Below are 15,304 nucleotides of genomic sequence, written 5' to 3' on the forward strand. Positions count from 1 at the left end.
AATCCAAATGGAATTCCTTTTTGATGGAATACCATTCGGATTCTTTTTTGATTTTAATTCGTTAACATTAGGATGATGATTAAATTTATTAATATACCATTTAAACCATTAGATAATTCATGTTTGGAACGACCCTTACTTTTTAAAGAGAAATTCAAAATTGTTAACTACCTTTTCCACCTTATCATTTATTCAAAACTGGCTTCCAAAGCGATAAGGCAAAAATCCAATTTGAGTCACCATTTCCTTGATGATCTTGAACCGCTTCATACACTTTTCCCTCATGTACTACTCTATCACCCTTAGTATATGCTTTTCTTGCATCCCATTTTTCATATGTGGAATCCTCTGATTTTGTTGTTACATTCAAAACATCACTTCTACTAGATTCATTTCCAGCTAAATCAACCGCCGTCACTACATATTTATACGATGTATTAGCCTTCAAATCTTTATCCATAAAGGATGTATTAGCCGCTGTCCCAATTTTATTCATAACCCCAGCGCTTTCTCTATATACAATATAATGGTCTACGCCTACATTATCTTCAGACGGACTCCACATCAAGTCAACAGTTGTCGCTGTTGTACCCATACTATGTAATCCTTTTGGTTGAGTTGGAGCCTCTATATCTGGGATTGCATGTGTTGTCTTAACCTTTAGTTTTTCACTTTCTTTTGATATGTTCCCAGCAGAGTCTAATGCCTTTATTGTATAGGTATATTCCGTATCTGCTTTTAATTTTTTATCAATAAAAGTTGTACCTGGTACCGTATCAATTACTTCTCCATTACGTAACACTTGATATTCTTTTACACCTATATTATCAGTAGAGGCCTTCCATGTTATTTCAACACTATTGGCAGAAACTTTAGAGGCATTTAATTCAGTTGGTTGAGTTGGAGCTACTGTATCAGGAGTTTCATTATTTACTAAATTTACATCAATTACATTATAAAACGCATTTGACGTATCTGCTACATCCCATACAGCTAAAATAACATGATAACCATTACGATCAGTTGGTACATTAATTGTATGTGTTAAATTATTTGATGCGGCCGAACCGTCATGTTTCACAGTTCCAATTGGTTCTAATTCAGCACGTGTTAATGGTTTATTAGGATCCCATCCCTTTTTTGTAATGTAATAATGCCATTTACTTGTAGAATGTGCTGCTGTATATTTCCATGTAAATGTATTTGCTCCACCCTTAATTTTATTTTTGAACCAACGATTTGTTGTTTGTTGGTCAAGAGTTCCTCCAAATAGTCCTCCTGCCGAAGCGATTTTACCATCAATCGGTCCACCATCTGGGAACCCTTTAGGCGCTTCTAGACTTTGAGGTTCATACATTACATTTCCACAATTTAAATTTAATGCCCCATAATTCTGACTACATAAAGCAGCACGGCTACTTGGCTTTTCAACAAATCCATGTGCATAAGCACTTTGAGGAATCATAGTAATAGCCGTTACCCCTGCAGCCAGAACACAAGCACCAATTCCTTTTTTACTTTTTCTTAATCTTTCCAATTTAGATTTTAATTTCAAATTCATTCTTGTCCCCCCAATATATTGTTCTCGCTAATATAATAGCAATATAGGGATAAACGAACAAATCACCAATTAATATATTAATATCTCTCATAAATTGGTACATTTATTATTATTTTTAATCTCCTATAAAAATAAAGTAAATACAATTACGCTATTTTGTAACATTATGTATTTAAAGAAGAATAAAAACTCCGTTTAATTTCACAAAAAATTCAAATATTAAAACAGATAATTAAATCATGTAGGAAAAATAAATTTTTTATATTACAAGAAAGCAAAAAAAGTCTGGAAGAAACCGATTATATCCGTTTCTTCCAGACTTTTACTTCTTTTATACCACTCACAAATCCTTTAACGAATTTCCCGAAAGAATTCTCCTTCCTCAAGCTTGTGAAGGGCGTAGCCCAACGATAAGTGGGAGATGAATTTCGGTTTGGCGTAGCCAAAAGGTTTTCCTTTTTATTTTGCCTCTGATATAATCAGTCTTATAAATGATAAAGGCTGGTATATAAATGAAATTAGATAGTAATAACCATTCAGTATTCTTGTTGTACTATCACCTTGTGTTGGTCGTGAAATACAGAAGAAATGTGTTTGATGATGATATGTCAGACTATGCAAAAGATATGTTTGTTCGACTATCTGAAAACTATAACATCACATTAGTTGAATGGAATCATGATGTAGACCATGTTCATATTTTGTTCAAGGCACACCCTAATACAGAAATGACAAAATTCATCAATGCTTATAAAAGTGCAAGTTCTCGACTTATTAAAAGAGACTTTCCACAAGTGAAAAAGAAACTTTGGAAAGAGATGTTTTGGTCAAGAAGCTTTTGCTTGCTAACTACTGGTGGTTCGCCAATAGACGTAGTAAAAACATATATTGAAAGTCAAAGTGAAAAGTGAGGTGAAATGATATGACAAAGCAGAATAAAGCATATAAATTCCGTTTGTATCCAACAGGAGACCAAGCACATCTTATGCGTAAAACCTTCGGTTGTGTACGTTTCGTGTATAACAGAATGTTAGCTGAACGGAAAGAAGCGTATGAAAAACATAAAGATGATAAGAATCAACTAAAGAAACAAAAGCTTCCCACTCCCGCAAAATACAAAGCAAAATTTGAGTGGTTAAAAGAAGTTGATTCATTAGCTTTGGCAAATGCTCAACTAAACTTGCAAACTGCCTATAAAAATTTCTTTCGTGGTCAAAATGACTTCCCAACATTCAAAAGCAAAAAAGACAGAAAGTCTTATACAACGAATGTAGTGAACGGAAATATTATGTTGCTTAACGGTCATATCAAATTGCCAAAACTGAAAATGGTACGTATCAAACAGCATAGAGAAATACCACAAGACCATATAATCAAGTCATGTACGATTTCTATGACACCTACTGGTAAACACTATGTGTCCATTTTGACTGAATACGAAAAAGAGATCGTACAAAAAGAAGTAGAAACAGTTGTTGGATTAGACTTTGCGATGGATCAATTATACGTCAGTTCTGAGGATGAGAGAGCCAATTATCCTAAGTTCTATCGTGAAATGTTAGACCGATTAGCAAAGGCACAACGAGTATTATCAAGAAGAACAAAAGGTTCAGGGCGTTGGAATAAACAACGTATCCGTGTAGCTAAGCTGCATGAAAAAGTAGCAAACCAACGTAAGAACTTCCTTCATCATAAGTCTAAAGAGTTAGCCACTCATTTTGATGTTGTAGCTATTGAAGATCTAAATATGAAGGGAATATCGCAAGCACTTCATTTTGGAAAAAGCGTCGCTGATAATGCTTGGGGTATGTTCACTTCTTTCTTAGCTTATAAACTAAATGAACAAGGCAAACAGCTTGTGAAAATAGACAAATGGTTTCCTTCCACAAAAACATGTAGCAGTTGTGGAAATGTGAAAAATATGTCATTGTCTGAGCGAGTCTATTCTTGTATATGCGGTGTAAATCTCGATAGAGATTATAACGCAGCTATCAATATCAAAAATGAAGCAATATGCCTATTGGCGTTAGCATAGATAGCAATAAAATAACCCTTGGAACAAGGGAGTTAGCTCGGCTGTCTTAGGACGAATTCGTTAGCTACCAAAAGTAACGACTAACCGAGAAGTCCCCACTTCAAACAGTCCGTTCGGACTTTAAGTGGCGGGTAGTTCACCCTTAAACATATACACTTGAGGTTAAAACTCACATAACTAATATAACCTATATGTTGACTAGCTTCTAAATGTTAAAATTCATAAATTAATAGTAACAGACCAATTAAAACAAGCGATTTAGCAAACACATATAATATTCTTACTAATTCAATCTAACGCTTAATTACTTATAAAATGACTCAAGTTATCTAGCTTAACTGTTCTATTTTCTTTATTAATACCATTGTCTACCCTGCATTTTCTTACTTTAAACAGATCATCAAGAGATTGTTAATGTTAAGAAAAAGATTTGAAAGCCTATTTTTATTATCATATTATGAAAGTTTATTATGTTATTTTTATCTAATAAGGAACAGAAACAAAGGATGAACTTCAGTGTGCTTGAGAAACGTTCTTAGGGTGAAATGTTTAAAGGGTACTTTAGTACTGAGTTTTTATTAAATGTTCCTGTACCTAATATTTAAATTAACGTATGTCGAAATATTTTACAATACGAGTGTTAAACGTTACATAATTCTATATAAAATGATACATTTCATCAGCACGCCTCTCCTAATATTTATTCTAAATATAGAAAATTCAGCTCGTTAGGATTTAATTTTAGAATTCTCATAAAAGCATATGATAGATTAGGCACGTAATTGTCACAAATTAATAGTCTATCTACTTTTTAATTACCTATGAAAACTTTATTACCGCCTTATTATTTACTCCTAAACTAAAGCACATCTATACCTACAATTTCTTAAAACTCTTTTAGATAATATTTCAAAAGAGTCGATAGTTTTATTTTTTTTATTTTTTTATTGTACATTTGTGCATTTGATGTTAGGATTATGCCTATTAAAATTGAATCCTAACGATTCTTCTTTATAATTTCCATATTTTAATTGTTAAATAAAAATATAGATTCTGATATATATATTCAAAATCAGACCTAAAATATCTTTATTTTACAATGATGTCGTGGCATACCTTTAGAATGGAAAGATATATGCAACAACATGTTAAGGGGTTACAGGAGGAACAAAAATGAGAGACTTTTTTGATGATAAGTACAAAAATATTGAATTAAAAAGGAGGTTAATAAATTTAATAAGTGAAATTAGCGAATTCAAAGGAAAATTAGCTGCTTATCAGGAACAAAACCCTGACATATTTAATAGTTTAGAAAAAACTATACCACTACATTACATAAAAAATTTCACAACTATTTATGAGGATATAAAAGTTCCTAATAAAAGATTAAAAGAACTTATTTTAGATGATATAGTACCTCAAAATATTTCTGAAGATGCTATTTTCTGCTATTATCAAACACTTTCTTTTGTACATAAAAACTCCTGTACTTTATTAATTAATCCAGCAACTATACAGGAATTACATTTTCAACTAATACATTATATTACCTCTGACAGTGCCAAATGGCGTGAAAAACCCTTTATTATTCCAGGAGTTCCAGAACATGGAATACACTTGAATAGTTACCGCATTCTTCCGCATGAACTTATCCCACGGTTTATGGAGCAATTATGTGATCAATACCACTCATTAAATACTAGTAAGGGGCTACATTCACTTTTATTAATAGCTCGTTTTATATTAAATTTTTATTGCATAGTCCCTTTCAATCAAGGTAATAACAGGCTGGCATTTATGTTAATGCAATTGCTGTTAATTAAGAGTGGACATACATTTGTAAAATATGTATGTTTGGATAAATATATTAAGAAGAACGAATCTGATTATTACAATTCGATTTATAAATCTTCGGTGAATTGGTACTGCGAGGAACATAATAATAGCTTTTGGTTAAAAACGTTTTTAACAATTATATTAGAGGCTTACAAAGATCTTCATAACACAGTTCTAGATTCTATATGTAAACATACTAAAGTTGAGAGAATTCAGGATTTTATACTTAAACAAAAACAACCTTTTACTAAGGAAAGTATTCGTAACACTTATCCAGACATTGCAGAAAGTACAATCAGTAAGGCTTTAAATTCCTTGCAAGTGTTTGGCCATATTAAGCTAGTTACAAAAGGAAGAAACGCAACGTGGATTAAGATTTGACCATACTTTCAATACACATGAGGTTTAAAAATTCAATCATAACCTTATCATTGAATTTCATGACTTTGAGCTCATATTCATTGAATTTCATTTTAATTTTAAGCTAATATTACTTTTTTAGTTATTTCTAATTCCAACAAAACATTTTATAGGAAAAGGTCCGCTTTCCCTCGCCTTTTCCTATAATAAAATGAAATATAAACATAAAATAATTGTCGAAAAAAGTCTAATTTTAATATTTTTTCTTTATTTTCTAGTTGTAAACGCTTCTATTTCGTGTTACCATCTTAATCAAACAATAGATGGTCATAAAAATGAAAGTATTTCTTTCCCTTAGAAACATATAAACGTACGGTAATATCAAGAAAATAAGGCAAAAGAAATATTTGATACCTACCAAAATAATTAATAAGAATTTTGTTGCGTTAATTTTTCTGATAATTAAGAAAATGCATTTTGTCCCTAAACAAAATTTGTTAGTGCGCAAAATTCAAATACACTAAAACACCCAAACAAATGAAATATCCTTTTTCATTGAGTATTAAGATATGAAAAAAGAATTCTTCCTACAAAATTCAGCTGATGAACTTAAAGACATCTAAATTACTACCTTAAACGCCATCTATTGTTGACAATATATTTATCAACTATGAAAAAGAGCCTATCAAGGGTTCTTTTTTGTTATAATCATTCAAATTTCAATTCTATCTTGATACTTAGATTCCCCCACAAATCACCTCTACTTTTTTGCTCTAAATTATTGAATTAATAATATAGCACATCAAATTTTATCAATTCTTAGCTCCAATTCTTTTAAATTAGTGAATAAAATTCAATTATATAAAAATAATAACTACAACTAATCGTTACATATTAAAGAGGTGTCAATTTTGTCCTTAAATGAAGAGACCTTAGAAACTAAGACAGATAAAAACATTGAAAAGATCCAAACAAGTAACTTAAAAGAACTTAAAAATACATTAGATAACATCTTTGATATTAGTGCAGATTTAATTGAACACCCTTTGCAATTAAAAACAAATACGAATATTCTACTATATTACTTTGAAGGCCTTACTGATGGTGTTGCTTTAAAAGGCAATGTCGTTACACCATTATTACAAGAAGTAAATGAAGACAGTCAAATATTTAATTCTAATATTATCGCTACTCATACCAAAATAGTATATACATGGAATGAAATTAAAGAAGGATTACTTGAAGGTCAATGTGTACTATTTATGGAAGGAGAAAATCGTTCACTTCTAATAAATACAAAAGGCTGGGCAGAGAGAGCAATTCAAGAACCAATTTCAGAAGTTACTATTAAAGGATCGCATGATGGATTTATTGAGAATGCCACAAAAAATATAGGCTTAATTCGTCGATATCTTCCTTCTGCAGAGTTAAAAATCAAAAAGCTGACGATTGGAGAACGAGCAACTTCTGTTGTTTATTTAATTTATTTAGGTGACGTTGCGAATCCAGATGTAGTTCAAGAAATAGAAAACAGAATCTGTAGAATTAAAACGGATGCGGTATTAAGCATTGGTGAACTATCTAATTTTACAAAGGATCAAAATTGGTCTCCTTTTCCACAGGCTTATTTAAGCGAACGCCCAGATGCTATTTCAAACCATATACTTGATGGAAAAGTAGCGGTGTTAATGGATAGATCCCCTGGCGCAATGATTGTTCCAATGAATTTAATTGGATTCTTTCAAACTCCAGATGATTATAATATTCATTGGCTCATTGCATCATTTTTTCGCTTATTAAGATTTGCAGGATTTATTATAGCTATTTTTTTACCAGCATTTTATATAGCTATAGTCTCTTTTCACTTTGAAATCATTCCTATAGATTTATACACTTCTATTGCAACGTCAAGAGTCAAAGTCCCTTTCTCTCCCTTATTGGAAGCTTTTATAATGGAAATCACACTAGAAATGCTACGTGAAGCTGGTATTCGCTTACCACAACCAATTGGACAAACCATTGGAATCGTTGGAGGGATTGTAATTGGACAGGCGGCTGTTCAAGCTGGTCTTGTTAGTAACGTTATGGTTATTATCGTATCTATTACAGCCATTGCTTCATTTATTGTTTCTAATTATGATTTATCAAGTTCTATACGCCTTATTCGTTTTCCAATGATGTTATTGGCTTACTTTTATGGCATTGTAGGTATTGTTAGTGGATTAATGCTCTTATTTGCTCATTTTGTTTCACTAACTTCATATGGTTCACCATATGGATTGCCAATCGCGCCATTTCGTCTCCAAGAGTTAAAAGATTCTTTTGTAAGATTTCCTATTTCTATGCTTACCAGCCGTTCGAGTACAGGGCAGCCGAAACAAAGAAAGAAAAAAGAAGGTGGTTAACATGGGGAATCTTAAATTCAAAAATATAACTTTATTCGAATTTATTATTTTCATCCATTCGCTGCAACTTGCATCTGGTATGTTAATTATGCCAAGCCCACTTGCTACTACTGCTGGCACAGATGGCTGGATTTCAATCATTCTTGGATGGATGGTTACTTCTATAATCGGTGTATTTATTATATTAATGTTACAAAAAAATCCCAACAAAAATTTCTCACAAATCTTAAAAACATACTTTGGTAAATGGCTAGGGACGATTCTTTTTCTTTTATATGCCTGTTATCTATTTTTTGCTGGCTTTAATACTTTACTAAAGGTAACTGATATTGTAAAAGTTTGGATATTCCCTTCCACTCCTGCTTATCAAATCACCATATTATTACTATTACCTTTTATTATTTTAGCTCTGAGTGGGTTAAGGGCTCTTACTAGTTATTCTATGCTTGTTTTCTTCTTCACTACTTGGATGCCACTATTTCTTCTGTTTTCACTAAAGACTAACTACAACCCTTTACACCTACTACCTATTTTTAAAGATGGATTATACCCTATTATAAAGGCAACAAAAGAAACCATTACACCTTATGCTGGCTTAGAAATTGCATATTATATATACCCGTTCTTACAAAAAAAACACAAAGCCATAAAAGGACTACTAATAGCGAATACTGGAACTATGTTCTTCTATCTATATGTGACTATTCTTTCTTATATATACTTTAGTCCAGAGGGGATAAAAGACGTAATCTGGCCAGTATTTCATCTGTTAAAAGGGGTTCGTTTTTCTTTCATAGAACGATTAGAAATTATATATATCGCTTACTATTTAATTGTATTTTCCACTACGATATATCCGTATTTATTTTTCAGTTTTGAATCTGTGACCATTTCATTTCAAAAAAACATCCGCAATTGGTCGCTGCTTGCTTTTATGCTATTTATAGTTGGTCTATTTATTTTCCTAAATCCCGATGTGGATCAATATTTGTTTATATATTCTCTTATGGATATCTTAAATGTCATTTTCTTTATTCTATTACCAATGTTATTTTTCGCTTACAGTATTCTTTTCACTTGGATTACTAGGAGGAAACAACTTTGATTCGAAAATGGATATGGATTGTAATTTGTTGTGTATATATAATTGGTTGTAGTCAGAGAATTCCTCTTGAGAAGGTTTCATTAATCCTGTTAATTGGCTTGGATAGAACCCCTAATGGAGACATAAAAGTTGGAACAAGCATACCACTCTTTCATCATAAACAACCAAAAAGTACTATAGAACATTGGACACAAGCATCAACTGTATATACTGGATTCAGTAAGATAGATACGAAGTTAACGGGCTTTATGACAGCTTCCAAAGCTGAAATCATTTTAATTGGGAAAAAATTAGCGCAAGAAGCAAATTGGTTGCAGGAGCTTGATTCTTCTTACCGTGATCCTTACGCTACCATTAATGCTAAAGTAGTACTTGTAGATGGACCTGCAGAAGAAATTTTTAAAATTCACAAGCCCAGTAAACCATCACTTTCATCTTATATAAATGGTGTAATCGAATCTTCAATTCAAAATAACCAATCCGTCTCTTCTACAATTCAGCAATTAATGAGAGAACAAAATGAAGAAGGAATGACGCAAACTGTTCCAATTATCAAGAAAACAAAGAATGAAATTGACACAGTAGGAATCGCATTTTTAAATCGAAAAGGAAAATATTTAACTCATATCCCTAAAAAAAATGTTAAATTTTTCAACCTTATAAATAAGCCAAAAAGTAACGGCCGAATGATACTACACCTTGAGCTTCCTCCTAAATCTAATAAAAAACCAAACACTTCTATCTTCGTACAGAACGCGACAAGGAAGGTAGGTGTTAATTTTCAAAACGGAAAGTTTGTGTTTAATCTCGATATATATGCTAATGTAGCTTTAATAGAAAAAACCAATGCGAATTTAATTAAGAAGCACTATGATAATAAAAAAAATATAAATAATTTAAAAAGTGCTATTCAAAATGAAATTAATAATAATTTACAAAATATGTTGAATGAAATACAGCAGAATAAAATTGATCCAATGGGATTATCCCTATATGCTAGAGCTTTTCAATACAAAGAGTGGAAAAAAGTAAAAGGAGATTGGTTGCAAGCCTTAGCAGCGGCTAAAATAAATGTAAAGACACACGTCAAAATAAAGGATACTGGGACCATTAGAAATTAAAAATAGACTAGTCTATTTTTCTGCTTAAAAGTCTTTCTAAGTGTTTTTTCTCTCTTCAATATTTATCATGTAAAAGGTGCTAACTCGAAAAAACTCTTTCCGTTCTTTTAAAAGGCAATAATTTAACTACGCTAATCAAGTACCCGTTTCTAAGTTAAAGAGCTGAAGAAATTATAACTCTGGTGCAGTAGATATGCCAGATGCCATTCCAATTGCAATTCCATGACATAACGTCAAAGCCAAAATTCCTAAGTTAAGGAATTTCGGCTTTTTGAGTTCACAAGAATATCTTATTTTTAGTTCTATGTACCTAGCTACAATAAATACATATCAACATCGGAAAAATAAAAAGCAAAGCCTTTTGGCTCCACCAAACCAAAATTCATCTCTCACCTATCGTCGTGCTACGTCCTTCACACGCTTGAGGAAGGAGAATTCTTTCGGGAAATACGTCAAATTATAAGTATATTCGACAACAATCGATTATTTTCTGAATTTTCTTGAAAAATTTGTAAAATCACACCATTTTCGCTTCTAATTTGCTATGATAGTTACAATTAAATTGGATTAGGATATTTCTATAAGATGGGGGCGTATATTATGAGTGTCACAGTAAAAGGAAATGAGCAGTTAACCTCTCTATTGAACGACTGGTATCAATCTATGCTATCTCAACAAGTTATAAAAGCTACTAATCTAAAAAAGAAAATTGATGAAAAAATTAATCAGTTAAGCATTGAACCGAATCAAGAGAATCAAGATCAAAATTTATTACTCTATTACTCACTACTTGAATTTCGTTACACTGTATTAACAGATAGCCTTGGTATTCAACAAAATAGCTTTGATGCCATCAGCGACTATGATATGCCTACAGACCATTTCCTACGCTTCTATTATCATTTTTTTAAATCCATTCACTCCACTTTTATATCAAATTATACTGAGGCAGAGGAACATTATAAACTGGCAGAAAAGATATTAGTAGACATACCAGATGAAATTGAACACGCTGAATTCTACTATAGAATTGCTATTTTTTATCACCATACCTATAACATGCTCGCTTCTATCGAATACGCAATTAAATCGAGAGCAATATTTTCAAAGTATGATGGTTATGAAGTAAAATCAGCCTTTTGTAATAGTTTGTTAGGTGGTTGCTGCATCTATTTAAAACAGTACGAACAAGCTGAAGAATATCTACAATGTGCAATTGATTTACTACAAAAAAATAAAGAAGAAGATTCCTTGTTATACGTAAAAAGTACTATGGGGTGGCTGTATTCTGATCAAAGTATGTCTACTTTAGCAATTCGTCACCTTTCAGAAGTAACAGAGAAAATCCCTACACACTTCAAGGCTATCTTCCTACAAGCTAAGGAACATTATAAATTAGGAGAACAATCGACGGCTAGCAAACTCATTGTTAAGGGATTAAAAATCTGCAGAGAAATCCATAACAAAGAATATATATATCACTTCTTTATTTTAAAAAGATTAAATGAAAACATTCCATTGGAAGAATTAGAAAAAATCATACAAGAAGGAATCTTATACTTTGAGAAAGAAGAATTATGGGAATATGTTGTCGAATACGCTGAATTATTTGCCACAAAATGTAGACAATTAGAGAACCACACAAAGGTAAGTGACTATTTCCATATTTGTTATCAAGCAAGACGAAAATTAATTGAAAAAGGAGTGTTAAAATAATGAAAAAAATTAGCTTATTATTATCTGGCATTGCTTTCATTGGGGTGTTAACGGTGGGAATTTCTCAGTTTTCTAATACAGGTCAGCTTGCTACTCATGGACATTATCCTGCTCCTTCATATAGTGTTAACAATTATGATGGTGCACCACAACAAATTTAATGTAAATGTATTTAAAAACCCTCCAAATGGAGGGTTTTTAAAATGGCTTATCTGCCTGTTCAATACGCTTAGAGAGTACATATTATACTTATTTACTATATTATAAGATTTTCATTTCCACTCTGTAACAAGATTCTAGCATTCTCTCTTAGAATCTCAACTTAAATCTTAAATCCACCAATTAACTCTTGAAGTTCTTCCGCCATCTGTGCTAATTGTATTGCTGAAGAATTTATCTCTTCCATAGAAGCATGTTGTTCCTCAGATGAACCAGCTATCGTTTGCATACTTGAAGAATTCTCTTTTACAGCCATAGCTATTTGATCAATCGATGTATCTACTTTCATTGCATCAGTTGTCATTTTATTTGATAGTTCTACCATACCATGCACTTTTGATACAATATCATTTGCAGATTTTGAAATCTCATAAAAACTTTGTTTTGTATCATTCGCAACATTAATTCCCGACTGTACTTCTACTCCTACTTCATTCATAGCTTTTACAGTCTCATGTACGTCTGCTTGTATTTCCTTAATTAAACTGCCAATTTCCATCGAAGATTCGGATGATTGCTCCGCCAATTTTCTAACTTCATCGGCAACGATTGCAAACCCTCGCCCCTGTTCTCCTGCTCTGGCTGCTTCAATTGCTGCATTCAATGCTAATAAATTTGTTTGTTCCGCAATATTTTGAATTGCTTCTAATATACTGCCAATTTGTTGTGATTTCTTATCTAATAATTTTATTACATTATCAGATTGAGAAACAGAGTGATGGATAGACTGCATTTGTGTTACAGTTTGTTCTACTAATTGTTCACCTTCATTAGCTTTTTGTTTTGTGTATATGGAGGAAGCCGATACTTCAGAAGCATTCTCAGCTACGTATTGAATATTTCGTGTTACCTCACCAATTAAATTAGCTCCAGACTCAACTTCATTATTTTGAACCTCTGCACTGTTCGAGATTTCTTCCATCTCTTTTGTAATTTGTTCTGTCGCAACACTCGCTTGCTCTACACTAGCAGTTAATTCCTCAGAAGACGCAGCTACATGTCCTGCAGATGTGTTAATTTGAGAAATAATAGTACGTAACGACTCTGCCATTGTATTGAAACTACCACCTAATTGACCAAGTTCATCCTTTGAATGAATATCTATTTTCTCGGTTAAATCTCCCTGACTAATTCTATGGGCCGAATTAACTAATTGTCTTAGTGGAGTAATAATGGATTTAAGTATGAATAAAATTACAATTCCACCTAACAATAATGAAGCCCCTATTATAGTGAGTGTTTTATAAAAAATAGGATTGGTAGCTTCTTCAATTTCTTTCGTAGGCATTACCCCAGCTATCTTCCAACCTGTTTTTTTGTTTGTCTTGAAGCTTATGTTTCGATCTTCACCATTGAGACTATAAGTAATTACTCCATCTTCTTTCTTGTACAATTCATCCGCTAAATTTTTCTCTAATTTCTCTCCAGGCTTTAGTGATGGATGAACAACTATAGTTTTATCTTGACTGACTATAGATACAAATCCTTGCTTTCCAATTTTTATCATTTTGGATGTTTTTACGATATCTGTAATATTCAAATCTACGCCAATGACACCACTTTTATCTGCATTTTGCTTTGCAATTGCAATTACCATATTTCCTGTAGACTTTGATTTATAGGGAGATGAAACAATAATCTCTCCATTTGCTTTTACTGCATCCTTATACCAACTACTTTCTAACGGATTAAACCCTTCTGGTATTTTACCAACAGGTGCATGAATAAATTGATTGTTACTGGATGCCGTATAAATCGTTTCTATCTCTGGATGTAACTGTATATATTGATCAAATTTACTCTGTACATTTTGCGATTGTTCAGGATTATAATCACCTTGTGTAAGTACCTTTGCAAAATGAGTGACATCTATATGCTTATTTTCTAATTCATCATCAACAATCTTATCTAAAATACTTATATTATCTTTTGCTGATTGTAGAATTGTTTCATTAAGATCTGTTTTTGCTTTATTATAAGATGATACTCCTACGATAAGACTTGGTATAATTAATATTGCTATAAATGCCATAGACAACTTCGTTTTAAGCTTTATTTGTCCCAATCTTTCTTTTATATTAAACACTAGATACTTCTCCTTTTCATTTTTACTACTTATATAGTTTATTTAAATTTTTCTCCTTTATTTTTTCTACATATATTTATGGTACCATTCGAAATGAAACCACAACCCCATCCTATTATCCGAACTTTATCATTTAGCGATTTAAATTTCACAGGCAGAGTTTTATCTGTCCTCCTTTCGTATATTTTATTTTTCTAGATTCAGCAATTATTTGACTACGAATTATTCCAAATAAACTGGATGAAACATATACTTCATTTAAAAAATAATTATTGGACTTGTTTGGATAAAATTTAGTTTAGCGCTATTCCAACCAGATGAAATCCTTACCATAATACATTCACTAAACATAACTAAGTAAATTTATTCTTTTAATACTTATATTTAACTGCCTTTTAACCATTCTAACTGTATTACTTCATTGATTTATCTATTTATTACAACCACTTTTGTATTATTGAATCACTAAACCATAAATTCTAAATAGGAGAATAAAATAAATTAGAGAAATACATTGTAACATGTATATATAAGTTTTTAATATCAAAATTTAAAACTTTACTATTTTTCATATGCAATATTACATGCGAAAATCCTTATTTTTTTGCTATACTATGCATGTGGATTTTTCATCCGAAAATCTAACCAAACGCATATTTATGTATATGCCACCCTAATTGATGAAAGTGAGAAGAATGTTTATCATTTTTCTCACTTTTTTATATTTTAAATGTTTGCTTATACAAAAAATCTTTAGACAATTTATATTTAAATCTTAATAATCCACACATGTGAACAATATTATAAAAGTAAACTTAAAAAGAGAATTTAACTTCCAAATTTAACCTTTAGAATCATTT

The 15,304-nt window shown here is 31.5% G+C and carries 10 protein-coding genes; 8 read left to right on the forward strand and 2 right to left on the reverse strand.

Translation table 11 applies throughout. The annotated features are described in order from the left end of the window. Window positions 1-184 precede the first annotated feature (184 nt). Window positions 185-1,561 (reverse strand): lytic polysaccharide monooxygenase, encoded by a 1,377-nt coding sequence (locus ACTFSL_RS27750; protein WP_063538544.1) that lies wholly within the window; start codon window positions 1,559-1,561, stop codon window positions 185-187. A gap of 512 nt (window positions 1,562-2,073) precedes the next feature. Here ACTFSL_RS27750 and tnpA point away from each other — a divergent pair. The 8 genes from tnpA to ACTFSL_RS27790 all read left to right on the forward strand — a co-directional run bounded on the left by tnpA (window position 2,074) and on the right by ACTFSL_RS27790 (window position 12,300). After that, window positions 2,074-2,472: an IS200/IS605 family transposase gene (gene tnpA / locus ACTFSL_RS27755; protein ID WP_063538542.1), complete on the forward strand. Its 399-nt coding sequence runs from the start codon at window positions 2,074-2,076 to the stop codon at window positions 2,470-2,472. Window positions 2,473-2,483: 11 nt separating this feature from the next. After that, window positions 2,484-3,596: an RNA-guided endonuclease TnpB family protein gene (locus ACTFSL_RS27760; protein WP_063538540.1), complete on the forward strand. Its 1,113-nt coding sequence runs from the start codon at window positions 2,484-2,486 to the stop codon at window positions 3,594-3,596. Between the two features lie 1,173 nt (window positions 3,597-4,769). Next, window positions 4,770-5,813 (forward strand): Fic family protein, encoded by a 1,044-nt coding sequence (locus tag ACTFSL_RS27765; RefSeq protein WP_063538538.1) that lies wholly within the window; start codon window positions 4,770-4,772, stop codon window positions 5,811-5,813. Between the two features lie 890 nt (window positions 5,814-6,703). After that, complete coding sequence (locus ACTFSL_RS27770; protein WP_063538536.1) at window positions 6,704-8,197, forward strand: spore germination protein; 1,494 nt, start codon at window positions 6,704-6,706, stop codon at window positions 8,195-8,197. A 1-nt stretch (window position 8,198) separates the two neighbouring features. Beyond that, entirely contained in the window at window positions 8,199-9,302 is a 1,104-nt protein-coding gene (locus ACTFSL_RS27775; RefSeq protein ID WP_000527366.1) for a GerAB/ArcD/ProY family transporter, read from the forward strand. After that, window positions 9,299-10,423 carry a Ger(x)C family spore germination protein gene (locus ACTFSL_RS27780; RefSeq protein ID WP_063538534.1) on the forward strand — a complete coding sequence of 375 codons (1,125 nt, stop codon included), beginning with the start codon at window positions 9,299-9,301 and terminating at the stop codon, window positions 10,421-10,423. Before ACTFSL_RS27775 ends, ACTFSL_RS27780 begins: the two co-directional genes overlap by 4 nt. Window positions 10,424-11,023: 600 nt before the next feature. Further along, window positions 11,024-12,139 (forward strand): tetratricopeptide repeat protein, encoded by a 1,116-nt coding sequence (locus ACTFSL_RS27785; protein WP_063538532.1) that lies wholly within the window; start codon window positions 11,024-11,026, stop codon window positions 12,137-12,139. Further along, window positions 12,139-12,300: a hypothetical protein gene (locus ACTFSL_RS27790; RefSeq protein ID WP_063538530.1), complete on the forward strand. Its 162-nt coding sequence runs from the start codon at window positions 12,139-12,141 to the stop codon at window positions 12,298-12,300. The genes ACTFSL_RS27785 and ACTFSL_RS27790 overlap by 1 nt, the downstream gene beginning before the upstream one ends. A 161-nt stretch (window positions 12,301-12,461) precedes the next feature. On the opposite strand, the gene ACTFSL_RS27795 is transcribed toward ACTFSL_RS27790, so the two are convergent. Further along, on the reverse strand, window positions 12,462-14,444 hold the full coding sequence (locus ACTFSL_RS27795) for a methyl-accepting chemotaxis protein (RefSeq protein WP_063538528.1): 1,983 nt from the start codon (window positions 14,442-14,444) through the stop codon (window positions 12,462-12,464). Window positions 14,445-15,304 lie beyond the last annotated feature (860 nt).

It is taken from the genome of Bacillus cereus group sp. MYBK108-1, from assembly GCF_051917185.1.
Lineage (GTDB): Bacteria > Bacillota > Bacilli > Bacillales > Bacillaceae_G > Bacillus_A > Bacillus_A cereus.

Excerpts from the sequence above, each read along its gene's own strand:
- ACTFSL_RS27790 (WP_063538530.1), top strand. The coding sequence starts at position 12,139 with ATGAAAAAAATTAGCTTATTATTATCTGGCATTGCTTTCATTGGGGTG.
- tnpA (WP_063538542.1), top strand. The coding sequence starts at position 2,074 with ATGAAATTAGATAGTAATAACCATTCAGTATTCTTGTTGTACTATCAC.
- ACTFSL_RS27785 (WP_063538532.1), top strand. The coding sequence starts at position 11,024 with ATGAGTGTCACAGTAAAAGGAAATGAGCAGTTAACCTCTCTATTGAAC.
- ACTFSL_RS27760 (WP_063538540.1), top strand. The coding sequence starts at position 2,484 with ATGACAAAGCAGAATAAAGCATATAAATTCCGTTTGTATCCAACAGGA.
- ACTFSL_RS27750 (WP_063538544.1), bottom strand. The coding sequence starts at position 1,561 with ATGAATTTGAAATTAAAATCTAAATTGGAAAGATTAAGAAAAAGTAAA.
- ACTFSL_RS27765 (WP_063538538.1), top strand. The coding sequence starts at position 4,770 with ATGAGAGACTTTTTTGATGATAAGTACAAAAATATTGAATTAAAAAGG.
- ACTFSL_RS27775 (WP_000527366.1), top strand. The coding sequence starts at position 8,199 with ATGGGGAATCTTAAATTCAAAAATATAACTTTATTCGAATTTATTATT.